Here is a 23835-nt window from a genome sequence, read left to right on the forward strand (position 1 = left end):
TTAAGCGTTTTCTAGCATTGAAAGTGCGACCGCTTCAGCCGCTTTAATACCATCAATACCTGCAGATAAAATACCACCTGCGTAACCCGCGCCTTCACCTGCTGGGTATAAGCCTTTTGTATTTATACTTTGAAAGCTTTTATCGCGTTTGATACTAATAGGTGATGATGTACGCGTTTCTACACCGGTTAATAACCCGTCGTTAGTTGAAAAACCACGAATTTGTTTATTAAATGCGGGTATAGCTTCGCGTATAGCATCAATAGCAAACTGCGGGAGTACTTTACCTAAATCGGTTAATTTAATCCCTGGTGTATATGAAGGCTCAACACCGCGAAGGTTACCTGATGGTTTGCCTTTTAAAAAATCACCGATAAGCTGAGCAGGGGCATCATAATTACTGCCGCCTAATGCATAAGCCTGCTCTTCTAATTTACGTTGTAAATCAATACCTGCAAGCGGGTGACCAGGGAAGTCTTTTTCTGGGTTGATACCCACAACAATGGCACTATTTGCGTTACGCTCACTACGTGAATATTGGCTCATACCATTTGTAACAACGCGGCCTTCTTCAGAGGTTGCGGCTACTACAGTGCCACCCGGGCACATACAAAAGCTGTAAACCGTGCGGCCATTATCACAATGGTGAACGAGTTTGTAATCGGCTGAGCCTAAAATAGGGTTGCCTGCATTATCTCCAAAACGGCACTCGTCAATCATTGATTGTTTATGCTCGATTCTAAAGCCCACAGAGAAGGGTTTAGCTTCTACATAAATACCTTTATCGTGGATCATTTTAAAGGTATCGCGAGCGCTGTGACCTACTGCAAGTACGACGTGACGAGTATCGAGATTTTCACCGTTTGAAAGGGTTAAACCTGTTACTTGTCCATCATCAATATGAATGTCGTCTACGCGTGTGCTAAAGCGTATTTCGCCGCCAAGCTCTATAATACGCGCGCGCATTTTTTCAATCATAGTAACAAGTTTAAACGTACCAATGTGCGGCTTACTTACATATAAAATTTCATCCGGTGCACCGGCTTCTACAAATTCGGTTATAACTTTACGACCATAATGTTTTGGATCTTTTACTTGGCTGTATAGTTTACCGTCTGAAAATGTACCTGCACCACCTTCACCAAACTGCACATTAGACTCAGTATTAAGTGTGCGTTTACGCCAAAAGCCAAAGGTGTCTTTTGTGCGTTCGCGTACTTCTTTACCACGCTCTAAAATAATCGGGTTAAAGCCCATTTGAGCAAGGACTAAACCCGCAAATAAACCACATGGGCCAAAACCAATTACCACAGGTCGCTCGGTAATATTAGCAGGTGCTTGCGCTACAAATTTGTATGAAGTGTCGGGCGCCGGTTTTACGTGCTGATCTTTGGAGAATGTATTAAGGAGCGCTTCTTCGTTATCTACTTCAATATCAAGGGTGTAAATAAGTAATATTGCTGTTTTTTTTCGTGCGTCGTAGCCTCGTTTAAACACATTGTAGCTGTGCAGTTGCTCAGGTTTTATTTTTAGTTTATCTACTATGGCTTGGCCTATAGCATCTTCGTCATGATCAAGCGGCAGCTTTATTTCGGTTAAACGTATCATTAGTATCTCTTTTAGGTGTCTTAGCGGGTTTATTTCCGCTCACAATAAGAAGTGTAGGGCACGTAATGGCTTTACATTGAGGGCGCATATACTACGTTAAATTGGCCAATTATGGCACTTATTTATTGTGTTTTTAGTGTGGTTGGGTATGATCCGCGCCTTAGATGATTTAATTATTGGGTTTTAACTGTTATGGCGTTTGTGGTCACCGAAAACTGTATTAAATGCAAATACACAGATTGTGTGGCAGTGTGCCCTGCAGATGCCTTTTACGAAGGCCCTAACTTTTTAGCAATAAGCCCAATAGATTGTATTGATTGCGGTTTGTGTGTACCTGAGTGCCCAGCCGAGGCTATTTATCAAGAAGATGAACTCCCAGAAGATCAAAAAGAATTTACTGAACTTAACGCTGAGCTTGCTTTAGTTTGGCCGCGTATTATTGATGTAAAACCAGCCCCTGATGATGCAGACCAATGGAATGGTGTGGCTAATAAGCTTAAATTGATAGAAACCTAGCTTTTTAAATTAATTCTTTAATATTAATTAGTTAAAAAACTTATTATTTTTAGTATCAAACTATTAACAAATGTACTGACTTAAATTACACTCTGTAAATAAGTTTACCTTTATAGGGTGAATATCTCTGAATGGACGTTTATGCAGTACTTGATAACTATAAAAAAATACTTCAGTGCTTTGTTTGCACTGATTTTTGCACTTTCATTTACAACTTCAATATTAGCCGCTGAAAAAACACAGTATTCGCTGTCACATATCAATACTGATATTACCGTTGATGGCGTGCTCGACGAGCCTCATTGGCAAAATGCCACATTAGTACCTATTGCGTTTCAAGATGAGCCTAACGAAAAGGGCACTCCTCCGGTTAAAACCGATGCTTACATGTATGAAGATGGCAGCAACTTATACGTTGCATTTGTAGCCGAAGACCCACAGCCTAGCCAAATTACGGCGCCACTTCGTGATAGAGATACGCTTTGGCAAGACGACACGGTTATTTTAATTATTGATACCTTTAACGATGAGCGTTCAGCTTACGAATTTTATGTAAACCCATTAGGCGCGCAAGGTGATACACGTATGAGTGACACCGATGGTTGGCAGTCAGACACCTCTTGGGACGCAATATGGGATAGCGCAGGTAAAATTACTGAGCAAGGCTTTGTGGTTGAAATGCGTATACCTTTTAAAGCTCTTCGATTTCCTGAAAATAAGCCCGACCTAACGTGGGGGTTTGCGGTATTACGAAATTATCAGCGCGACGTGCTTTATCAACTTTCAAATATGGGTTTTGATCGAGATATAAAATGCAGCCTATGTCAGTTTGATAAACTCCACGGTTTTAAAAACGTAAAAGCCAGTAAAAATTTACAATTAACACCTACGCTTACAGCGCTTAGAAATGATTCAAAGCCAGCCCTACCCGGTAACTGGGATAACGGTGATATTAATGCCGAAGCAGGCCTTGATTTACGTTGGGGTGTGACTCAAGATGCGGTAATTAATGCGACAATTAACCCTGATTTTTCGCAAATAGAAAGTGATGCCCTAGAGCTTGATGTAAACACGACTTACTCAATATATTATAACGAAAAGCGACCGTTTTTTTTAGATGGAGCATCCTATTTTCAAAGCAGTTTACTTGAACTACTTTATACCCGCACTATTGCAGAGCCTGAGGTTGGTGTAAAACTTACAGGTAAAACGGCTCAGCATAGCTACGCATTTATGTATGCCGATGACAATAACAGTAATATTTTATTGCCTACAAACCAAGGCTCTGGCTTTGCTATTTTAGAGGATAAAACCCACGCAGCAGCTGCTCGTTATCAATATGATATTGGTGAGCAAGGTACAATAGGGCTTAGTACAACTCATCGAGAAAGTGATGATTACTACAATACGGTATTCTCTATTGATGGAAGTTATTGGTTTAATCAATCAGATACGCTTGCTTATCAAGTGACAACGGCTGATTCTAAAAATTCAGCATTTTTAACCAATAACTATAATTTAGCTAAAACCCAGTCCGATGAGGCATACGCTATTGAATTTACAAGAGATAAACGTGACTACAATCTGTCTGCGAGCTACGAAAATATCGGTGAAGATTACCGCACAGACCTTGGCTACCAAGAAAAAGTAGACTATGAAAAGGTAGGATTTGTAGGCGGACAAACCTGGTATAGCGACGAGTCAGGGTTACTAACGTCATGGTCTTATGAAGCCGATTGGAATAAAACCTGGGCTCAAAATGGCGACTTACTTGAGGACGAATACCAAGGGTTTATAACATTAAAAGGGCAAAAACAGTCTATTTTTGAAATTGGCTTACTTCATCGTTATGAGAATTATAACGATACTTTTTATAACCAAAATATTGGCTTTATTTATACGGGCTTTAAACCTAAAAATAATATATTGCTTTCGTTTTATGGTGAATATGGTAGCCGTATAGATTACGCAAACGAGCAAATTGGCGATTCGTACGCTACGCAAACACAAGCTCAATGGGATATAAACGATCATTGGCAAGTAGATGTTAAACATAACTATAGTGTTTTAGATAGCCCTGAAGGCGAGCGAGTTTATACTGCAAACTTACTAGATTTTAGGCTTTACTATAAATTTAGTATGCGTTCAATGCTTAAGCTAATTTTACAATTTGAAGACATTGATAGAAACAAAGACGCTTATTTTTACCAAGTAAGTCATATAAATAAAGATTATGGCAGCCAACTTGTTTACTCGTATAAAATTAATGCGCAAACCCTATTCTACTTAGGATACTCAGATAAAAGTTATCAAGATGATTTGCTTAAAAGCGTTGAGAGAGAACAGCGCACTTTCTTTACGAAAGTGAGCTATGCGTGGCAACTTTGACTTTTAAGTGTGTTGATTAATAACTATCTCGTAATTTAATAGATAATAATTGATTACGAGACAGTTAAAAATTTATATGTTGGTTTATTCTTATTCTTATTCATATGGGTATTTAGTTAGCCTATTGTACAGCGGATTATCAGTTTCTTTTTATTACAGCTCTTGCCTATTTGAATTAGTATCATTACTTGCTTAGTACTAAAAATAGACGATATAGTCGCTTTCTACTGATGGCTTTTAGGAGAAATAGTTAAAATGGATTCTATTGGTGAATAAATTGAAAATTGTTGGATTTATAACATGAGTTTTACTTCTAATTTATTTTATTCAGGTATCGATATCCACAGTTTTGAAATTGCGTGCATCACTTAGAATACGGCACCTTAGTATAATTCCTTATCTATGGACATTATATAATAGATGGCTAGTCGGTAAATTATCTCCTGATAAGACAAGCGACACAGACCTTTTAGCGGCATATTCCCAAAAGCTAATTTTGATGACATTAGCATCATTAATAATATTTATTTTGCTATTTTGCTATTTTGCTGTGGGATTTACCTGCGAAGAGAGCGAAGAAAACGCCAATATAAAAACCAAAAATACCGGCTTGCCTGCAATATAGTTAATACTTGAACTAACGGAGTCCACCTTCAAAGTTAGCCTAGAATAAAGAACTCGGATAATTACGTGCTAAAAATATCACCATTGCTATTAATTATTTAGGTGCTGAATTTGGCTCGTTAAGTTTAAGTACGCTTGCAAGTTTACCTATTGACGTAATAAAAATAGATCACTCATTTATTGTTCAAGCTAATAAAAGCCAAAAATATAATGATATTTTAGATACAACGCACTAGGCCAAAAGCAGGGGATGAATGCGTTGAAAATAGGGCTGTTTGAGCTGGTTAAAAAATGGGTGTGAGCTCTGTTCAGCGGGATTTAGTTAGCCGCCCTAAGTTATCGTTTAATTTAAGTAATAAGGTATTGCGTAACAATTCTATTATCCTTTCAGCCTCGGGTACAAGTGCATGGGGTTTTACGAGTTAGTTTACAAGTAAAAATGCCACCCTAGATAGAGTGGCATTTTTTGTTTAATCAGTAATCAATGTATTAAAGATCAAATGTGCGTGAAATAGCAAGTACAATACGCTCATCTGCGTAATCGTAGTCTAAACTAGTATCTTCAGCCGCTATTTCAATGCCAAACCCTTCGTAGCTTGTTTGATAAGCTAAGCGGTAATGTTTATATGATTTCTTTTGGTTTACATCCCATTCCCATTTGTCACCATCTAGCGAGTTTGAAATATCAAAGCTTGCGCGGATTGCGTGGTTAGGGGCAATTTCAAAGGTATGTGCAATCATAGAAATTACATGCCCAGCGCCTGTACCAAAGTAATCCCAGCTGTACCAAAAGTTAAGCTCAGTTTGACCGTACTCACTTGCGTAGCCAAATTTAGTATATGCTTCTGCGTAATTAAAATCGCTGTTATTACCTTGATAAGTGTAATAAGCAATACCGTAATCAACGCTAAATTGCTCATCAAGTTGTACATATTTACCTACGTAAGCATCAAGCTCAAAATCAGTATCGTCACCAAAATCCACATTTGAAGCCCAAACACCTGCATAAACACCGTTATCAAAAGCATAATCTAGGCTGCCTTGAATTGCAGGGTCGTTATCTGTTTGTGTGACACCATTAAAAGTGTAGTCAGACGCTGCAGTGATTGTTGTAGACCAATCTGCAGCAGCAGTTGTTGACAAAAGTGCAAATGGTAAAGCGACTGCAAGTTGTTTTAGTTTATTATTCATTGTGTTGATCCCTAATGTACTGTTTCTATTTTTGTATAGTCGATTTTGTTAGCTTTTGGTGAGCTATCAATATTGTTTACTGTTTTAAACTTGCTGTAGCCGATAAATGCGGCGCAGCCAAAGAACAAGCCAATAACTAATGCACCTACCCATTGTATTTGTAAAAACTCAAGTTTAAATAATAGCGTTAATAACGACAGCGCAACGATATTTAGTAGCATGTAGTTTAGCTTGCCTAAACGTTTTACTGTTAGGTTTAGATTATCAGTGTACAAACGTATTAATGAATCAAGTGAATTAATAACAAACACGATACCTACAAACACCATAGCAAAGTTTTTAATACCAGCCGTTGATATACCCATTTCGTGGTAGTGATAAAGTACGCTAAACCAAATTGCGATTGGAATAGATGGGAATATAAGCATTGCACCTAGCACTTGGTATGTTTTAAGACCACCTACAAAACGAGACGTAAATTGACCAATCATTATGCTCCACGCAAACCACCAAAATAGGTAAAACTCATGGTAATCGTTAAGTGGTAGAACAAATTCATTAATGTTGGCAAAGTAAGTACCAATAGAAGCTAAATTATCAGTAAAAGCAGACATCTCACTATCACCGACAACAAATGCACCTGCCCACATAAAGCCAATTAATGCGATAAATAACCACGTTGTCGAAATACTTAAAAAACGTACGTATTTAATGTCTGTACTTGAGTAAACAGCAAAGCAAATAGCCGCAAATACAATAAGGTAAAATGTTGGAATAACGCTCGACCCATCACCAAGCTCTGGTAAATACCAAGGTAAATTAGTGAGTAACAAATAAGCGGTAAATGCACATGTACCAATAATTACCACGTTGTTGATGAATTTAACCCAAGGAATTTCGAAAAATTTAACTTTAGGTTCTATTACACAGAAATAAAAGCACGTAAGAAAGTAAAATCCCCAGATCAAGAATCCCCAATAGCCAAACTCAATGGCAAGAGGGTTTGCAAACGCGTATTCTGGGCTTGCTTTTATGTCTGCATAACCTGCAAATTCGGTTAATGGAAACATGATTAGGCCAACATCAAGGCCTGAGGTAAATAATATTGCAATAAAGGTAAAGGTTCTTACTGGTGTTACACCTACTACGCGAACATTACCCCATTTTAATAAAATAGTAATAACTGCAAGTAGTGTAAAGATAATGCCAGCGCTAAGCCATATAGTCATTATCGCCCTCCCAAAATGAATAAAAATAACTCATAAGTTCTCCGTTTTTTGTTTTATTTCTTGCATAAACACCGCATAACCAATTTATGCCGTGAGCCACTACAAGATATACGTGCTCTGCGTAATACAGAGCACTTATGGCTTAATTAAATCTCACTATTACGCTGTGTTGTTTGCCAATTGTCACTCATGGCTACATTAACTGAGGCTTGAGGCAGGGGCGTTTTTCCCAAAATTAAATCAGCTGCTTTTTCAGCTACCATAATCGTAGGAGCATTTAAATTTCCGTTAGGTACTGTTGGGAATATAGACGAGTCAACAACACGCAAACCTTCGATACCATGTACTTGAGTACTTGAATTAACCACAGCCATATCGTCTTCACCCATTTTGCATGAGCAAGAAGGGTGATAAGCACTTTCTACAGCTTGGCGTACAAAGGCGTCAATTTCTTCGTCGGTTTGGATATGTTTACCTGGTTGAATTTCTTCATCACGGTAATCATCAAACGCACTTTGTTCAATGATGTCGCGGGTTAAACGCACACAGGCTCTAAAGCCTTCAATGTCGTCTTTATGCTGTAAGTAATTAAACACTATTTGTGGCGGTTGCTCAGGGTTAGCTGATTGAATCGTAACACTGCCGCGACTTTTTGGTTTGTTATGACCAACGTGAACTTGAAAACCATGACCTGCAAACGCACTACGACCATCGTATCGCATAGCGGCTGGTAAAAAGTGATATTGAATATCTGGCCATTCAACTTCAGGCTTTGAGCGAATAAACGCACACGACTCAAAGTGATTAGTTGCACCCAAACCTTTACGAGTAAGTAGCCATTTAGCGCCAATTAAGCCTTTAGAAATAAGCCCTAACTTGCCATTTAAAGTAATTGGCTGCTTACACTTGTACTGAAAGTAAAATTCAAGATGATCTTGTAAGTTTTGACCTACACCCGGTAAGTGGTGTTTAACTTCGATGCCTGCTTTTTCTAATATGTCTTTATCGCCAATACCAGAGAGCTGTAAAATATGCGGAGAGCCAATAGGGCCTGCGCTTAAAACAACATCTTTGGCAGCATGTGCAGTTTGAACATTCCCATTTACTTTGTACTCAATGCCTGTAGCTTTTTTACCATCTAGTATTACTTTTTGAGCAAGTGCACCAGTGATCACCGTTAAATTAGCGCGTGATTTAACTGGGTCTAAATACTCACGAGAAGCCGAGCTGCGAACACCGTCTTTCACAGTCATGTGCATTGGGCCAAAGCCTTCTTGTTGGGCGCTATTATAATCGTCTGTACTGGCATAACCTGCTTGTACACCGGCTTTTATAAACGTGGTGTACAACGGGTTTTGCATTTCGTTACCGTTATTAACGCCAAGTGGGCCTTTACCACCTCGGTATGTATTTTCACCTAGGTAAAAGCTTTCAGCCTTTTGAAAATACGGTAAACACGATTGATAGTCCCAACCATTAGCGCCGTGCTGTTGCCATTCATCAAAATCTTTAGCATGGCCACGAACATACACCATGCCGTTAATTGACGACGAACCACCAAGGACTTTTCCGCGAGGGCAGTGCATTTCACGGTTATCTAAATGTGGCTCAGGTTGAGTATGAAATTGCCACGCATACTTATCGGTATTCATAGGAATAGACAGCGCAGTTGGCATTTTTATAAAAATACTTTTATCGCTGCCGCCTGTTTCAAGCAGTAACACACGATTACTAGCATCTTCAGACAATCGGTTAGCTAAAACACAACCCGCAGATCCTGCGCCAACAATAATATAGTCGTAATGATTACTCATAGTAGGGCGCCTTAAAATGGGCTTTCTATGTCGGCCATACCAACATAAATAGACTTAGTTTGCGTGTAATGATCAAGTGTTTCTATGCCATTTTCACGGCCAATACCAGATTGCTTGTAGCCACCAACAGGCATTTCGGCCGGTGAGTTACCGTAGGCATTAATCCAACAAATGCCGGCTTCTAACTGATGAATTACACGATGAGCGCGTTTTATGTCGCTTGTAAATACACCCGCAGCTAAGCCTAGATGAGTACCATTGGCGCGTGCTATTACATCGTCTTCGTCTTCAAAAACAAGCACACTCATTACCGGGCCAAATATTTCTTCTTTAACAATGGTCATATCATCGTTGCAATCGATAAATACAGTAGGTGCAACAAAGTAACCATTAGGTGCAGATTTAGGTGAAAGCGTTGAACCACCAGTAAGTAGCGTAGCGCCTTCTTCTATGCCTTTATTTACATAGCTCATTACTAAATCTTGGTGATTTTTAGAAATTAATGCACCAAAGTTAGTATTTAAATCTTGTGGGTCGCCGGCAATAATATTTTGCTCAGTGCGCGTTTTAAGCTCATCAATAAATTGCTGATATATATTCTTATGTACATAAATACGTGTACAGTTAGTGCAAATTTCGCCTTGCGTATAAAAGTTACCTAACATTGCTGCACTAACTGCTTGCTCAATATTGGCATCATCAAATACAACAAGTGGTGATTTACCACCAAGCTCCATTGTTACGTCTTTTAACGTACCTGCAGCGCTTGCAACTACTTTTTTACCTGTACCCACTTCACCCGTAAACGACACTTTGTCAATTTCGCTGTGCGACGTTAACCATTGACCTACGTCGCCAGCACCTTGTACTACGTTAAATACGCCAGCAGGTACGCCTGCTTCTACAAATATCTCAGCTAGTTTAATAGCACCTAATGGTGTTTCTTCAGATGGTTTAAATATAAATGCATTACCAGCGGCAAGGGCAGGGCCTGATTTCCAACATGCGATTTGTAATGGGTAGTTCCATGCACCAATACCTGCACAAATACCTAATGGCTCTTTGCGCGTGTAATAAAAGTCATCACCTACCATTTGTTGTTGGCCAACTTGTGCAGGGGCTAGACCTGCAAAGTATTCAATTACATCTGCGCCGGTTTCAATATCAACACAATTTGCTTCTTGCATTGGTTTGCCGGTATCAAGCACTTCTACTAGTGCAAGCTCGTCGTTACGCTCGCGTAAAAGTGCGACCGCTTTGAGTAAAATGCGGCTACGTTCAATGGGTGTCATTTTTGACCACTGTGCAAAACCTTGTTTTGCACTTTCAATGGCTGCGTTTTGCACAAATTCATCGGCAACTTCTACCGAGTATATAACTTCATCTGTTGCTGGATTTTTTACATCAAAAGTTTCGCCGCTTTGGTTTGCAAGGAAGTGGCCATTAATAAAGTTTTGATAGACAGGTGTAGTCACGCTAGGCTCCATATTGCTTAATGAGTGAATGCACGTAGTTTTTAGCTAACGTTTCACTGTGTTTAAATTTGTCTTCGTTTGATTTACTCAATACTGCTCTTAACCATAGGCCATCAATCATGGCGGCGCTAAGTTCCGCAGCTTGTTTTGCTTGCTTTACTGGCATTAGTTGCTTAAAAGAAAATGCTAAATTACTTTGCAAGCGGTTACTGTTTACGTTTTGTAGTCGATGCAGTTCTTTATCGTGCATTGACTGCGCCCAAAAACTTAACCATGTACGGGTTGTATCGTTGCGCTGTTGAACAAGTGCAAAGTTGGCCTCAACAATAAACATTAAGCGCTCAATAGCGCTGGTAGATGGTACAACTTTTTCAATTAATTCATTTTTTAGATTAGATAATAAATACCTAACCGTTGCCTCTATTAATCCCTGCTTGCCGCCAAAATAGTGACTGATAATGCCTGAGGATAGCCCAGCATTTTTACTAATCGTATTAATTGTCGTGCCTTGTAATCCACGTAGTGCAACCGACTCTATGGTTGCGTCAATTAGCTGCTGACGCCTGACAGGTTCCATTCCAACTTTAGGCATATTTTTTATTAATTGAACGTTCAATAAAGATAAGCTTAATGTAATAGCTCTAACAATTCAAGGCGTAAGTAAACCATCAGATACCAAGATGTAGATGGAATATTAACAAAAGTGAGAAGGTTTTTAGGGGGTGAATGACAATTCAATGATAAATAATACTGCTAAATTTCAAATGCTTACGTATTAATTTTGTAATATTAAAATTAGTAAGTATTTGTTTACAGCATTGGAGTAATAAAAAAGATAAATAATCGTTAGAAGGGTAATAGTTAGAGTACTAATGGTATTTTAAATAGACAGAAGTTTTGTGATTGCGAGTTTAATTAGTGTACTAATTAAAAGTTTTTTAAATGAAGTTACATTTAGGAAGTGGTGAGGTTTTAGAAAAACCGATGTGCTTAAAGGGGAGATATAACACCTTTAAACAACAAAGGGTAGCGCCTTAAACGGTTACCAATATAGTCATCGGCTAGAATTTGCTGGCAAATAAAATCTACGTCGTTACTCGCCTCAAACACCCAGTCAAAACGTTCTATGGCAAGTAAAAACCCACGTTTTAAATGGGTTTGCTGACGGTATTCGTCAAGATTTTTACGTACAATCTCAAGCTTTTCAGGATGAGACATCAGCTCATTAATAACTAAATTTATAAACGAAGTGGTTTGTTTGTTAGTGGTGCGCTTGCGAAGTCGTCGTGGCTGCATTATTCCTCGTTTGCTATGTTGTATAATTTTTTTAAAAAGTCGTCTTTGTGTTTATCGTGCTCGTAATTGAGATGGTATGCGTTGTGAAAGCCAAACCTTAACAATACACCACTCCCTTCTAAATAAATGGTGTAACCGTCTATGTCGGAGTATGCAGTAACTCCTTCGTAGTGCTTACCAATATCGTTAGGTTTACCGCGTTGTTGAATGCGTTCATACACTGATAAAATTTGTTTGTTGTCGAGTTCGTTTTTCATAATTCACCCTTAACTATTTAAGCCTGATACGCTTTATATATGTGGGTCGATCATCATAAAAACAATGCGGTGATATAATTTTATTATATGGACTTACATATGCTATGAGCTGTATTTACAGAAACTGTAGGTCAGTTAACTCTAATTACGAGATTATATTTGTATAAAAAAACGCAGTTGGAATGAGCAACTGCGTTTAAGTATATAGTTACAAGCCAACGTAACTATAGTTGAGGAAATGGAGCCAATTAGCCAGTTAACTCTTGGGTGTGTACTTGCTCGTTTAATACTACAACTTCAGCTCGTTTGAAAAAGTTAAAGTCGGTTGCTGTAGCCAGTGTGTATGCGCCCATCATACGGCTGATAATTAAATCGCCGTTATTTAGTTTGGGCAACATAATAGAATCACTCACTACGTCTATACTGTCGCAAGTAGGGCCTGCAAGTACAGACTCAAAACGCTCACCATTTTGTTTAGCACTGTCGATAGGGTATGCCGCTTCGTCAAACATTAAGCCGCTGAAAGAGCCATAAATACCGTCATCCAAGTAATACCACGTTTTACCTTCGCGCTGCGCTTGGCCCATCACTGAGGCTACGCTAGTTACACTGCTTGCTACAATAAAACGACCCGGCTCTGCAATAATTTGCATTGTTTCAGGTAATTGCGCTAAAGCTACGTTTATTGGTGCACAAAAAACGTCAATTGGTAGTACATCTGCGCTGTATGGCACAGGAAAACCACCACCAATATCGAGTGTACTAAGTGCTGGTAAGCCAAGCTCACTGACTTTGGTAATTACTTTTGCACACGCATTAATTGCTTCAACGTATTTAGTTGGGTTTGGTGATTGCGAGCCCACATGAAACGATAACCCTTTTATACGAATACCTAGTTGCTGTGCGTAGCTAATAATGTCAATTGCAGCGTCAGGGCTGCAGCCAAACTTTTTAGATAAATCTGCAAATGCATCTTTATTACGAAAGCTTAAGCGCACTAAAATTTCAGCTTGGTCTTTGTAGGTAATAAACTTTTCAAGCTCGTTTATGTTATCAACAACAAACACAGTGCATCCATACGCTAGCGCATCGCGAATATCACTGTCGCGCTTAATTGGGTGAGTGTGAATAGTACGCTCACTTGGCACGCCTTGGCTTGCCACTAAGTCAACTTCACCGCTTGTTGCTAAATCAAAGCTTGCGCCTTCTTCAAGTAAAGTGCGTACCACAGCGACTAAAGGCAGTGGTTTTAATGCAAAGTGCAAAACAACGCCAGGTAGTGCATTTTTAAGCGCGTGGTATTGCCGACGAATAGCTTCGCAGTCAAGGACCATAAGTGGTGCACCAAATTGTGCTGCAAGTTGTTCAATGTGCGTGTTAATCGGTTGCACATAATCAAATGCTTGATTTGCAGCAACCGCTGCTGCAGGTACTTTAGTTACGGTGTCTTTTAGTTGAGTCGATAAAGCCATTATATTTTCCGAGTACGTTAAGCAACCGCTCGGGTTATGGTTTATCCACGAGTCGGTTGAGTGAGATCAATCGTGCTTACGCACAGTCAAATTCACTCTTGGATAGTTGCTCTATCGCCTTGCTACAAACAGGGTTTGTAATGTACTCGGATTGGCTATCATCAAGAAGCGGCGAGATAATAAAACGAGTTTTTCTTCAGCGCAATATAAATTTTATAAATAATAAAAATATTTAATTGTTTATAATTATCATGTGATTACATCGATATGAATTACTTATCTTAACGATTTATATTATTAATCTTTGTGAGATGCTACAAACATATTTTTGTTTGCAAGCATGATTTCACTCGAAGTATCAGCGCTATAAGAGTGACCAGGTTGCTTGCGTAGGTAGTTGTAAATTGTTGGGGTTTTCATTAAGTGATTTATAGCTTGAATTACTTTTATCCCCTGAGGTGTTTTACTGCATGCGAAGTAGCCATTTATATATTCAGGGTATTCAGTTATTGCTCGACTACCTATTTTTTTAAGCTGCTCTTTGCTAAAAGTTTCTTGAATATTTACTTCATAATCAACAATCATATCTATTCTATTATGTATAAGTAAGTTTGGTAGCTGGGAGCTCGTATCTTCACTACTGATTGATGCGATTTGGTTTTTGTATTTTTTTAATATAGGCTCAAGCTCTTTGTAGCTAGTGCCAGAGTCGACACCTAAGGTGTGGTTTTTATCAAGTAAGTCTGCAATAGAAACCTGCTCAGGTAGGCCGGCCAAAAAGTCCTTAAATGCGTAAATCTTCCTTTGCTCATAGACAGTGGTTGGTAGCTCTGAAAAAACAATATTTTTTTCACGTTCTGATGTTTTAATTAGGTCATAACTACACACGGGCTCACTAGTTTCAAGACGTACAATGAGACGAGCTTGATTTGTCCACTGTAACTTAGCGTCAAAAGCATGGCTTAAAAGGCGCTTAAACGTTTCATCTGATTTTAAAAATCCATCAGTAGAAGCATTAGCTCTAGAAAGCAATGTAATAGGCTCGTTTGCAATACCTACCTTTGATGTAAGCACAGCAAAAAGAATAAAAAAGATTTTATATATAATAGTCATAATCCTAAGTGTAATTGTTCTAGAATAAATTGTCATAAAAAAAGCCCAAAAGGGCTTTTTAAATTACCAGAAGCGTTATGACCAAGAGTATTTAACGAGCATTTGTACTTTCAAATATCTTATCAGCAGACGCTGCGACAAAACCTGTGTAAAGCTCGCCATCGGCTTTAGGGTATCTAATAGCAAACTCATAAAAACAACTAGGAATGCGCAGTTCGCCATCACTAAAGGTAACGGCGTAATCATCAGCAAGTGTTGATGATTGCTCTAGTAACACCTCAGGTGAGCCTTTTACTTCGCCGCCTGATGTATTAAGCGCAAAGCCTGCATCTTTAAGCGCCTGGTTAACATCATGAATGTTATCAAACTTGGCAAGCATATTAATATTTACAGTAAAGTGATTGGCACGATAGCCCCACGCTGACATCCACGCGGCATATTCGCTTTCTGCTAATAACTGCTTGTAGGTTTCACCGCTTACTTGCCAATGTGTACCTGAATATAAAAAGTTCTCAGCGGTTACAGTGCTTTCATCAATTTGATTTACCATATCGGTAACAATAGCTTGTAACTCTGGTGAGCACTTTTCTACTAATAACTCAGAAATAAATACTTTTGGTTGATTTGGATCGCTGTGCTCGTAGTGTTTAGCGTATAGCTTTTTAGCTTCAAAGTGGTATTCACCACACTCTGTGTAACCTAGCGCTAAAAAGTGTGCTGCTAGTTTTTCAAGGCCTACTTTTTCTATATTGAACGTACGTAGCGCAATATGATCGTTAATTATGTCGTCTTTTTGGGTTGAACCTAAAAGGTCATGAATTTTATCTGCCGATGGCGTAACGGCTAAATAGTTATCCCATAGGTTTTCAAATAATGTATTTACGTTGGTATGCATGTTAAATCCTTAAAAATGGGTATTATTCTATTACTAAGCCAGGTGCTAAAGTTTGCGGTAAATTCACTTTGTCTGATTCAACCGACGCAACAGGGTAAGCGCAGTAATCGGCCGCATAATATGCGCTAGCACGGTGATTACCACTTGCACCAATACCACCAAACGGCGCAGCACTGGAGGCACCTGTAATAGGTCGGTTCCAATTTACAATGCCTGCCCGAATGCGCTTTAAAAAGTGGCTGTAATCATCTTCGTTATCGCCAAGTAAGCCTGCTGATAAACCAAAGCTGGTGCTGTTAGCCTCTGCTATTGCGCTGTCAAAGTTGTTGTAGCGGTAAACTTTTATAAGCGGGCCAAAGTGTTCTTCATCGGCCATGTTAGCGATATGTGTAACATCAATAATACCTGGGCTTACAAAGCCTGTGCCTGCTTTTAGCTGCTTAAGCTCAACGAGTATTTTGCCGCCGCTTTCAACTAATTCATTTTGCGCAGCAACCATACCAAGGGCTGCTTTTTCGCTTATCATTGCACCCATAAATGGTTGGTCAGTTGCAAAACTGTCTTCAACAATAATATTTTTAGTCGCGTTAATAAGTTTTTCTAAAATGGCATCGCCATTGGTTGAATTCTCAATAAACACGCGGCGTGCACAAGTACAACGCTGACCAGAAGTAATAAAGCCAGATTGAATAATATCGTGTACTGCAGCGCTTACATCGGCTACATCTTTAACTATTAATGGGTTATTACCGCCCATTTCAAGCGCTAATATTTTACCTGGGTGGCCGGCAAATTGTTTATGTAGTAAATGACCCGTGTTTGAGCTGCCGGTAAAAAATAAGCCGTCTATGTCTTGATGTGAAGCAAGTGCTTTACCTGTTTCAACTTCACCTTGTACTAGGTTAATAACCCCCGATGGTAAGCCCGCTTTTAACCAAAGTGATAAAGTAAACTCAGCAACATGGGGTGTAAGCTCAGAGGGTTTAAATACCACGGTATTGCCCGCTAAAATGGCAGGTACTATGTGGCCGTTTGGTAAATGCCCTGGGAAGTTGTAAGGGCCAAATATAGCTACAACGCCGTGTGGTTTATGGCGTATAAACGCTTTAGCACCTGGCATTGGGTTTTCTATACTGCCGGTGCGCTCGTTATAAGCTTTAATAGAAATGGCCACTTTACCTGTCATAGCGCCTACTTCTGTGCGTGTTTCCCAAAGAGGCTTGCCAGTTTCACGCGCTATTATGGCTGCAAATTCTTCGCTGTGCTCTTTTAATTGCGCTACAAAGTTTTCAAGTATGGTAATACGCGACTCAATTGGCGTATCTGCCCATTGTACTTGTGCGGCTCTAGCGGCATTAATTGCAGAATCTACTTGCTCAGCAGTTGCGCCATTACCTTGCCATACAACTTCGCCGTTACTTGGGTTAATAGAGCTAAAAGCAGGGCCTTGGCCTGTTTGCCATTGGTTATTTATAAGGTGTGTGTTCATATTTTTTTACAGGCGGAAAAAACGCGCTGCATCTCCTTGGGATAAATTAAGGGCATCAGCCACTTCTTGGCTTATTACTAAGGTGTGTTTAGCGTGGTTATAGTGGGCATGCTGGGTAAAGGTAGCTCTAAACCCACTTACACCTTGGTTGCAAACGGCAAGTGTATCTGAGCTGTGCTGGCTAATATGTTCCAGCTCGCCAATTGTAATAGGGCATACTTGAGACTCACGAATACTACGAATATTACCAAGCTTTGCTTCTACCGTTGGACCTGCATCAAACAAATCAACGTAGCCACGATGCTCAAAACCTTCTTTTTCAAGTAATTTGAGCGCCGGTTTTGTTTTGTCATGCACATGGCCAATAACTGCTTGGGCTTTTTTACTTAGTAAGTTTACGTAAATAGGGTATTTAGGCATTAGCTCACTAATAAACACTTTATCGCCAAGCCCCACTAAGTGATCAGCCTGAGGAAACTCAATACTAAAAAAGTGCTCTTGCAACCACTGCCAAAATGGTGAATGACCATCTTCGTTGCTTACGCCGCGCATTTCAGCAATCACGGTATCGGCAAAACGTTCGCTGTGCTGCGCCATAAATAAAAAGCGTGAGCGTGACAAAAAGCGACCGGTTAAACCTTTGCGGCTGTTTTCGCGCAAAAACAAAGTACATATTTCGGAGCATCCGGTGTAATCGTTACACATGCTTAAAATATCAACGGTGTTATAAACATTAAGTGTAGGCGAGTGATGTACTGTTTTACCTAAATGGTAATGGTACAGCGGTACGGATAAACCAACAGCGGCTTCTATGGCGGTAGTCCCAATGACTTCACCTGTTTCGCTATCTTCTAAAACAAATAGGTAACTTTCATCGAGTGGCTGATTGATATTTTTAGCAAAGCTTTTTTCGGCGCGATCTATTTTTTCTTTTAATTGCTCATCATCTACAGGCAGAGAGGTAAAGCCATGGCCTGACTCGATTGCAATTTGCTTAAGTGCAGCAAAATCTGCAGTGGTAATAGGACGTAATACTTGCATTTATTACTTGCTCCAACAGCGCGCCCTGAGGCGCGCCTACTTAAATTATCCGTTTACTACGTCGCTTACTGCTTTTTCAAAGCGTGCTAGGCCTTCTTTAATATCTTTAAATGGAATAACTAAAGAAGGGGTAAAACGAATCACGTTCATGCCCGCCACTAAGTTCATTAAGCCATTGTTAGCACTGGCAACTAAAAAGTCGCGTGCGCGGCCTTCAAATTTTTCGTTTAATACAGCGCCAATAAGTAAACCTTTACCACGTACTTCACTAAATACGTTGTACTTTTCGTTAATAGCGTTTAAGCCATCGCGGAATAACTGCTCGCGCTCTTTTACGCCATTTAATACATCAGGTGTGTTTACTGTATCAAAGGCGGCTTCTGCTACAGCACATGCTAGTGGGTTACCACCATAAGTAGAGCCGTGCGTACCTACTTTTAAATGATCTGCAATATGAGTACGTGTGATCATAGCGCCAATAGGAAAACCGCCACCAAGTGCTTTGGCGGTCGTTAAAATATCAGGCACTACGCCTAAGCCTTCGTATGCGTATAAATCGCCAGTGCGGCCAACACCGGTTTGTACTTCATCAAAAATAAGCAGTGCATTATGCTTAGTACATAACTCGCGTACTTTTTTAGCAAATTCATCTGTTGGTGAAATAATACCGCCTTCACCTTGCAGTGGCTCCATCATTACTGCACACGTTTTATCGCTAATAAGTGCTTCAAATGCTGCAATGTCGTTGTAATCACAATGCATAATGTCGCCAGGCTTAGGACCGAAGCCATCTGAGTAAGCCGCTTGGCCGCCCACTGTTACGGTAAAAAATGTACGGCCATGGAAACCTTTGTTAAACGCAATGATTTGTGACTTTTCTTCGCCGTGTTTATCTAAAGCAAAACGACGCGCAAGTTTAAGTGCGGCTTCGTTAGCTTCTGCGCCTGAGTTTGCAAAATACACTTTGTCCGCAAATGTAGCATCTACCATTTTTTGTGCTAAACGTAGGGCAGGCTCGTTAGTCATCACATTTGATAAGTGCCAAATTTTCTCGCCTTGCTCTTTTAATGCAGATACAAGCGCAGGGTGGCAGTGCCCTAAACAATTAACAGCAATACCACCTGCAAAATCAATAAACTCGTTGTTATTTTGATCCCATACACGTGAGCCTTCGCCGCGCACTGGAATAACAGCCGACGGGTTATAGTTTGGCACCATTACATCGTTAAATAAGTCTCTTGATACTTGCATTTTGTACACCTAAAAATTGTGAATATTGAATAAAGATTAGCAAAATAAAAACGTTGGCGTTTTCTCAGCTAAGTAATTTTTGTTATTGGTGGTTATTATCGAAGGTTATACATTAAATTTGCAGTGCTATTTTGTGAAAATTGATTACAATAAAAGTCAAAATAACGAAGTTAATAAGCAATATGATAACTCCACAAGACGAAAAGTTACTTTCAATTTTAAAAACTAATGCGCGTGCAAGTATTTCTGACTTAGCGCGCATGCTTAATTTATCGCGTTCTACTGTGCAAAGCCGAATGTTAAAGCTTGAAGAAACCGGTGTTATAAAAGGCTATAGCGTTGACTACGGTGAAGATTACTTAAGCAGTATGGTATCGGCTCATGTATCTATTAAAGTGATGCAAAAACTCACCACTAAAACCAATTTAGAGCTTAAACAGATTGATGCTATTTCTCAGCTTTATGCAATAAGCGGTGAGTTTGACTTAATTGCTGTTGTACAAGCGCAAAACTTAGAAAAATTGAGTCATCTACTTGATGATATTGGTAATCTAGATGGAGTCGAACGGACAACTTCTTCGGTAATTTTGGAAACTAAATTTAAGCGTTAATATGGTTTTAATCATGTACAAAAACATATTTTGTTTATTTTTGTTGAGTAAATCCAAATATAGCTAAATTTATACCCCAAACAACGTTTAAATTATTGTATTTTTAGAATTGGATGTTAGAATTCGGAGTGTTTTCAGACATTTTAATGGATGAATAACAAGGAATTAACCACTCTTTACACGGATGTTTGAATGTACCTGCCATGTACCCATATAAACAACCTCAGTAAACTTTATTAGAAGCAAGACTTTTGCTTTGTTTAAAAATGGAAGTAGTTTGCTACTGCATTAAGGAAAATGATGAAAAAATTAATCATACTATCTGTATCTGTTATTTTTGTTGGGTATTATTTAAATGCAAAAGCGAGTCAGGGCTCATTAAATAAAGGAACTGAGGTTAAAACGTTCAGCGATATATTTTATAAACTAGAAACGTCCGCTGTAAGTGTTAATGAAATTATAATTGGCGCGACGGAGTTTGCTCTAACAATGTGTGCAGATAGAGCTTACCAAGAGGTTCTAGGTAATAGTGTCCAAAGTTGTCATGCTAACTTTCAAAAATCAAAAGATATATGCGCGGGTTATTTGATAAAAAGTTCACAACCACTCTATAGAGATAAAACAAAAGTAACTGCATTAACAGAGAAGTTTATTAATTGTGTAAGTTAGTATCATACAAACCTTTACCATAAGTTTTTAAAACTTTTCATTTGTTTGACTATACTTTGTTCAATTTCTGCAAATATTAGTAATTGATTATGTCTGTCTTATTTCTTTTAACGCTTCTTGGATTATCCGAGCCACTTAAGTTTGGTTCTAACTTACCGACCACCACACCCGATAACGCAGTAAACCAAGTACAATGCATTTTATATGAGATGGGCACGTCTTTTCAGTTGCAAACACTGCCATGGCTTCGTGCCAGACGAGAGGTTAAGTTAGGCCGTTTAGACGGGTACTTTACTACTCATTTAACGCCAGAAATGAAAACCTATGGAAAAATAACTTCGCCTATATTTTTAGAAAAGTGGTATTGGTTTACTCACCCAGATAGTATTAACAAACCGGAAGATAAAATCCACTATGGTGCGGTGAGAGGAAGTTATCAGGCTAACTGGTTAAAATCTCAAAACATACAAGTGCAAGTTGAAGTTAACTCGCTAGAAGAAATTATTAAGATTTTACATCATCAAAGAGTAGATAGGATATTACTCGACCTAGATGATTTTGAACACGTTGCATCGGGCTTAGGAATAGATCAATCCCTTTATAATAAAGAGTTTTTTCGCTATGTACCGCTAGGTTTATTTGCTTCTAATTCTTTAACAAAGCGTCACCCACAATTTATGAGTCAGTTTGACGACAACCTAGGCGCATGCTCTCAAGCACCTTTTGCATTATCGACGAGCGAAAAAAAACATATTTTAAGATTAATATACAAACAAGCCAAAGTACTGGCTGCTATGCCTAATTTGATAGAGGAAACCCTTATAAGTAATAGCTCGCGATTAGACGAAAATGAGCTTTTAGAATTAGATACACAATGGCAAACAGAGGTAAAAAAAGAGCACGCTAAGCTAGGTAAAGCAATGCTCAATAAAGCACTATCTAAAAAATTAATAGCATGGCAGTCTCAGTTTAATGGCAGTGTGACCGAAATCATACTTACCGACAACCAAGGTAAGAATGTAGCAATTAGTAAACTTACTACTGATTACTGGCAAGGGGATGAAAATAAGTTTAGCAACGTATTTACACTAATCGACGATTACTATTTTGATAATGTGGAATACGATATATCTACTCATCACTTTCAAGTTCAATTAAGCATTCCGGTATTTAATAAGCACTACAACCACATAGGCGTACTAATAATAGGCATTGATGTGGAAAAGGCATTGCATTTGAATTCTAGCTATTTGCAATAACCACTCAAAATTGACGATTAAGTACTTACTTTTCAGCACTTTTAACAGTAGAGACTTTACGTATTACATTTTTAGTGACTTCATCTAACTTTATAAAATAGGCATTCCCGCCAATGCCTTTAAACTCTTCATCGGTGAATACAATTGTATTGTCATCATAAAAAGTAATAGCCTCTTTTTGAGTAACTATGCCTAAATCGATACGCGATACATCACCAGAGAAAAACTTATCACCTTTATAGTTTTCGAATAACCAAATACTTGTTGAATCTAAAAGTACTAATTTTTTACGATCAGGGCTTAAGGCTGCAGATGTTATCCAGCACAGTTTTTCCATGGTGGTACACGTTTTAAATGAATCGATTAGTTGAGCACTAAAATTCGCGGCATGATCACCTACTTTATAAACTTTTGTGATGCCATCAAATGGCTCTGTACGGTTTTTAGTAAATAAGTATAAATGGCGTCCAAGTGCAACAAATGCTTCTAGGTCGTAGTTACGTTGGTCCGGTGTTACTGGGCTACCATCAAGCTCAGGATAAGTAAATTTTATTATTTCGGCTTCGGTTGTATTGCTTTTAATATCGATTGGATTTTCTATTTTATAAATGGTTAGCCATTTACGATCATTTTTATTATTGCCAAAGTCACCTAAAAAAAAGTGACCAAACTTATTTTGGGTCATATCTTCCCAATCAATATTTTTAGCATTAGTTACTAAAATTTCTTTTGCTATGGAACCGTCTTTATTTAATCTATATAGCTTGGGCTTATCGCCACCGTCATTTATGGCCCACAAGCGTTGTTTTTTATCAAACTCTATGCCTGAAATTTCTTTCAATTTAGGGTCAACAGAAATTTCTTTTTTACTATACAAGGTGTAAATGGATGTACCAATAAATGCAACTGCAGCCAAAACAATGATTGCTATAGTTATTAAAATGCTTTTTTTTAACATGAAATTAATTATATTTCAGAGTATTAGAATGCTGGGTATTATCCATGATGCAAATATATAAAAAAAGAATTTAATACTTTTTTATTTAATTTAGATTTAATTGGTTTAAATATTAAGTCTGTTCCACATTTTGTTTAGTTGGTTTAATTATTGCTCTATATATTAGTATCACTCTAAACGTAATGTATTTTAGTTGTATGCACGTTACTGGTGCGGTAAAAATTATTTTTGCACTGTAATAAAGCGTAAATAAAGTTTTGTTTAACTAACATAACGTTTAATGATTTAGATGGATCCCACATCGCCCTTTGATGTTAAATCGGCCCTGTGGCAAAGATTAAATACCCTTAATTGTTTAGTTGGAGCCTGTTATGTTGAATAAGCGTTTTTTTAAAACAAAAGATGAAGCTGAAGTAACCTTCGAATTTTCTCACCCTGAAGCAGAACAAGTTAGCTTATTAGGTGAATTTACTGATTGGCAACCTGTTCCGATGAAGCTTAATAAAAAACAAGGCGTTTTTAAGTTTAAACAACGCTTGCCTATTGATCAGCAATTTCATTTTCGTTATTTAATTAACGGAGACATATGGGATAACGACCATGAAGCCGATGGCTACATGGCAAATAATTTTGGTACAGAAAACAGCATAGTTAATACTCAACGCATTAATTAAGGCGG

Annotated in this window: 22 protein-coding genes; 7 read left to right on the forward strand and 15 right to left on the reverse strand. The window is 38.5% G+C overall.

Annotated features, from left to right (window positions below; all coding sequences use genetic code 11):
* The gene (locus J8L71_RS16000) at window positions 1-1608 is read right to left on the reverse strand and encodes an NAD(P)/FAD-dependent oxidoreductase (protein ID WP_211001405.1); all 1608 of its coding nucleotides are present in this window, start codon (window positions 1606-1608) and stop codon (window positions 1-3) included.
* Window positions 1609-1800: 192 nt separating this feature from the next.
* Here J8L71_RS16000 and fdxA point away from each other — a divergent pair, with 192 nt between their 5' ends.
* The 3 genes from fdxA (at window position 1801) to J8L71_RS18650 (ending at window position 5372) form a co-directional block, all read left to right on the forward strand.
* Window positions 1801-2124 carry a ferredoxin FdxA gene (gene fdxA, locus J8L71_RS16005; RefSeq protein ID WP_211001406.1) on the forward strand — a complete coding sequence of 108 codons (324 nt, stop codon included), beginning with the start codon at window positions 1801-1803 and terminating at the stop codon, window positions 2122-2124.
* 141 nt (window positions 2125-2265) lie between these two features.
* Complete coding sequence (locus tag J8L71_RS16010; RefSeq protein ID WP_211001407.1) at window positions 2266-4512, forward strand: carbohydrate binding family 9 domain-containing protein; 2247 nt, start codon at window positions 2266-2268, stop codon at window positions 4510-4512.
* A 713-nt stretch (window positions 4513-5225) separates the two neighbouring features.
* Complete coding sequence (locus J8L71_RS18650; protein WP_348771818.1) at window positions 5226-5372, forward strand: hypothetical protein; 147 nt, start codon at window positions 5226-5228, stop codon at window positions 5370-5372.
* 253 nt (window positions 5373-5625) lie between these two features.
* Here the strand turns inward: J8L71_RS18650 and J8L71_RS16020 are convergent, their stop codons facing one another.
* The 13 genes from J8L71_RS16020 to J8L71_RS16080 form a co-directional block, all read right to left on the reverse strand.
* Entirely contained in the window at window positions 5626-6327 is a 702-nt protein-coding gene (locus tag J8L71_RS16020) for a TorF family putative porin (RefSeq protein WP_211001408.1), read from the reverse strand.
* A gap of 11 nt (window positions 6328-6338) precedes the next feature.
* Entirely contained in the window at window positions 6339-7556 is a 1218-nt protein-coding gene (locus tag J8L71_RS16025; RefSeq protein WP_211001409.1) for a BCCT family transporter, read from the reverse strand.
* Window positions 7557-7702: 146 nt separating this feature from the next.
* Complete coding sequence (gene betA, locus J8L71_RS16030) at window positions 7703-9370, reverse strand: choline dehydrogenase (RefSeq protein ID WP_211001410.1); 1668 nt, start codon at window positions 9368-9370, stop codon at window positions 7703-7705.
* Between the two features lie 11 nt (window positions 9371-9381).
* A complete protein-coding gene (betB, locus tag J8L71_RS16035; protein ID WP_211001411.1) occupies window positions 9382-10845 on the reverse strand; it encodes a betaine-aldehyde dehydrogenase in 1464 nt (487 codons plus the stop codon).
* A gap of 1 nt (window position 10846) precedes the next feature.
* Entirely contained in the window at window positions 10847-11422 is a 576-nt protein-coding gene (gene betI / locus J8L71_RS16040) for a transcriptional regulator BetI (protein ID WP_211001465.1), read from the reverse strand.
* A 413-nt stretch (window positions 11423-11835) separates the two neighbouring features.
* Window positions 11836-12141 carry a hypothetical protein gene (locus tag J8L71_RS16045; RefSeq protein WP_211001412.1) on the reverse strand — a complete coding sequence of 102 codons (306 nt, stop codon included), beginning with the start codon at window positions 12139-12141 and terminating at the stop codon, window positions 11836-11838.
* Window positions 12141-12398: a DUF3081 domain-containing protein gene (locus tag J8L71_RS16050; RefSeq protein ID WP_211001413.1), complete on the reverse strand. Its 258-nt coding sequence runs from the start codon at window positions 12396-12398 to the stop codon at window positions 12141-12143. Before J8L71_RS16050 ends, J8L71_RS16045 begins: the two co-directional genes overlap by 1 nt.
* Window positions 12399-12646: 248 nt before the next feature.
* A complete protein-coding gene (locus J8L71_RS16055; RefSeq protein ID WP_211001414.1) occupies window positions 12647-13870 on the reverse strand; it encodes a type III PLP-dependent enzyme in 1224 nt (407 codons plus the stop codon).
* 297 nt (window positions 13871-14167) lie between these two features.
* Window positions 14168-15019: a transporter substrate-binding domain-containing protein gene (locus tag J8L71_RS16060; protein WP_211001415.1), complete on the reverse strand. Its 852-nt coding sequence runs from the start codon at window positions 15017-15019 to the stop codon at window positions 14168-14170.
* A gap of 55 nt (window positions 15020-15074) precedes the next feature.
* Entirely contained in the window at window positions 15075-15878 is an 804-nt protein-coding gene (locus J8L71_RS16065; protein ID WP_211001416.1) for a DUF1338 domain-containing protein, read from the reverse strand.
* A 22-nt stretch (window positions 15879-15900) separates the two neighbouring features.
* Window positions 15901-17367, reverse strand: coding sequence for a succinylglutamate-semialdehyde dehydrogenase (gene astD, locus J8L71_RS16070; RefSeq protein ID WP_211001417.1), 1467 nt, complete (start codon window positions 17365-17367; stop codon window positions 15901-15903).
* A 6-nt stretch (window positions 17368-17373) separates the two neighbouring features.
* The gene (gene astA / locus J8L71_RS16075; protein WP_211001418.1) at window positions 17374-18408 is read right to left on the reverse strand and encodes an arginine N-succinyltransferase; all 1035 of its coding nucleotides are present in this window, start codon (window positions 18406-18408) and stop codon (window positions 17374-17376) included.
* A gap of 45 nt (window positions 18409-18453) precedes the next feature.
* Window positions 18454-19659 carry an aspartate aminotransferase family protein gene (locus J8L71_RS16080; RefSeq protein ID WP_211001419.1) on the reverse strand — a complete coding sequence of 402 codons (1206 nt, stop codon included), beginning with the start codon at window positions 19657-19659 and terminating at the stop codon, window positions 18454-18456.
* Window positions 19660-19841: 182 nt separating this feature from the next.
* On the opposite strand from J8L71_RS16080, the gene J8L71_RS16085 reads away from it, so the two are divergent.
* From J8L71_RS16085 to J8L71_RS16095, 3 genes are all read left to right on the forward strand, one after another.
* Window positions 19842-20270: an Lrp/AsnC family transcriptional regulator gene (locus J8L71_RS16085; protein ID WP_058550238.1), complete on the forward strand. Its 429-nt coding sequence runs from the start codon at window positions 19842-19844 to the stop codon at window positions 20268-20270.
* Between the two features lie 300 nt (window positions 20271-20570).
* Entirely contained in the window at window positions 20571-20939 is a 369-nt protein-coding gene (locus J8L71_RS16090; protein WP_211001420.1) for a hypothetical protein, read from the forward strand.
* 89 nt (window positions 20940-21028) lie between these two features.
* Window positions 21029-22198 carry a cellulose-binding family II protein gene (locus J8L71_RS16095; RefSeq protein ID WP_211001421.1) on the forward strand — a complete coding sequence of 390 codons (1170 nt, stop codon included), beginning with the start codon at window positions 21029-21031 and terminating at the stop codon, window positions 22196-22198.
* Between the two features lie 25 nt (window positions 22199-22223).
* Here J8L71_RS16095 and J8L71_RS16100 read toward each other — a convergent pair whose 3' ends face one another.
* Window positions 22224-23156 (reverse strand): hypothetical protein, encoded by a 933-nt coding sequence (locus J8L71_RS16100; protein ID WP_211001422.1) that lies wholly within the window; start codon window positions 23154-23156, stop codon window positions 22224-22226.
* A 371-nt stretch (window positions 23157-23527) separates the two neighbouring features.
* Here J8L71_RS16100 and J8L71_RS16105 point away from each other — a divergent pair, with 371 nt between their 5' ends.
* The gene (locus tag J8L71_RS16105; RefSeq protein WP_211001423.1) at window positions 23528-23830 is read left to right on the forward strand and encodes an isoamylase early set domain-containing protein; all 303 of its coding nucleotides are present in this window, start codon (window positions 23528-23530) and stop codon (window positions 23828-23830) included.
* Window positions 23831-23835 lie beyond the last annotated feature (5 nt).

The organism is Pseudoalteromonas sp. MMG007, assembly GCF_018100985.1.
Classification (GTDB): Bacteria; Pseudomonadota; Gammaproteobacteria; order Enterobacterales; family Alteromonadaceae; genus Pseudoalteromonas.

Coding starts and splice junctions, on each gene's coding strand:
- J8L71_RS16045 (WP_211001412.1), bottom strand. CDS start 12,141: ATGCAGCCACGACGACTTCGCAAGCGCACCACTAACAAACAAACCACT.
- J8L71_RS16080 (WP_211001419.1), bottom strand. CDS start 19,659: ATGCAAGTATCAAGAGACTTATTTAACGATGTAATGGTGCCAAACTAT.
- astA (WP_211001418.1), bottom strand. CDS start 18,408: ATGCAAGTATTACGTCCTATTACCACTGCAGATTTTGCTGCACTTAAG.
- J8L71_RS16055 (WP_211001414.1), bottom strand. CDS start 13,870: ATGGCTTTATCGACTCAACTAAAAGACACCGTAACTAAAGTACCTGCA.
- betI (WP_211001465.1), bottom strand. CDS start 11,422: ATGGAACCTGTCAGGCGTCAGCAGCTAATTGACGCAACCATAGAGTCG.
- J8L71_RS16095 (WP_211001421.1), top strand. CDS start 21,029: ATGTCTGTCTTATTTCTTTTAACGCTTCTTGGATTATCCGAGCCACTT.
- J8L71_RS16090 (WP_211001420.1), top strand. CDS start 20,571: ATGAAAAAATTAATCATACTATCTGTATCTGTTATTTTTGTTGGGTAT.
- J8L71_RS16000 (WP_211001405.1), bottom strand. CDS start 1,608: ATGATACGTTTAACCGAAATAAAGCTGCCGCTTGATCATGACGAAGAT.
- J8L71_RS16105 (WP_211001423.1), top strand. CDS start 23,528: ATGTTGAATAAGCGTTTTTTTAAAACAAAAGATGAAGCTGAAGTAACC.
- J8L71_RS16085 (WP_058550238.1), top strand. CDS start 19,842: ATGATAACTCCACAAGACGAAAAGTTACTTTCAATTTTAAAAACTAAT.
- J8L71_RS16025 (WP_211001409.1), bottom strand. CDS start 7,556: ATGACTATATGGCTTAGCGCTGGCATTATCTTTACACTACTTGCAGTT.
- astD (WP_211001417.1), bottom strand. CDS start 17,367: ATGAACACACACCTTATAAATAACCAATGGCAAACAGGCCAAGGCCCT.
- betA (WP_211001410.1), bottom strand. CDS start 9,370: ATGAGTAATCATTACGACTATATTATTGTTGGCGCAGGATCTGCGGGT.
- J8L71_RS16100 (WP_211001422.1), bottom strand. CDS start 23,156: ATGTTAAAAAAAAGCATTTTAATAACTATAGCAATCATTGTTTTGGCT.
- fdxA (WP_211001406.1), top strand. CDS start 1,801: ATGGCGTTTGTGGTCACCGAAAACTGTATTAAATGCAAATACACAGAT.
- J8L71_RS16010 (WP_211001407.1), top strand. CDS start 2,266: ATGCAGTACTTGATAACTATAAAAAAATACTTCAGTGCTTTGTTTGCA.
- J8L71_RS16020 (WP_211001408.1), bottom strand. CDS start 6,327: ATGAATAATAAACTAAAACAACTTGCAGTCGCTTTACCATTTGCACTT.
- J8L71_RS16050 (WP_211001413.1), bottom strand. CDS start 12,398: ATGAAAAACGAACTCGACAACAAACAAATTTTATCAGTGTATGAACGC.
- J8L71_RS16060 (WP_211001415.1), bottom strand. CDS start 15,019: ATGACAATTTATTCTAGAACAATTACACTTAGGATTATGACTATTATA.
- J8L71_RS16065 (WP_211001416.1), bottom strand. CDS start 15,878: ATGCATACCAACGTAAATACATTATTTGAAAACCTATGGGATAACTAT.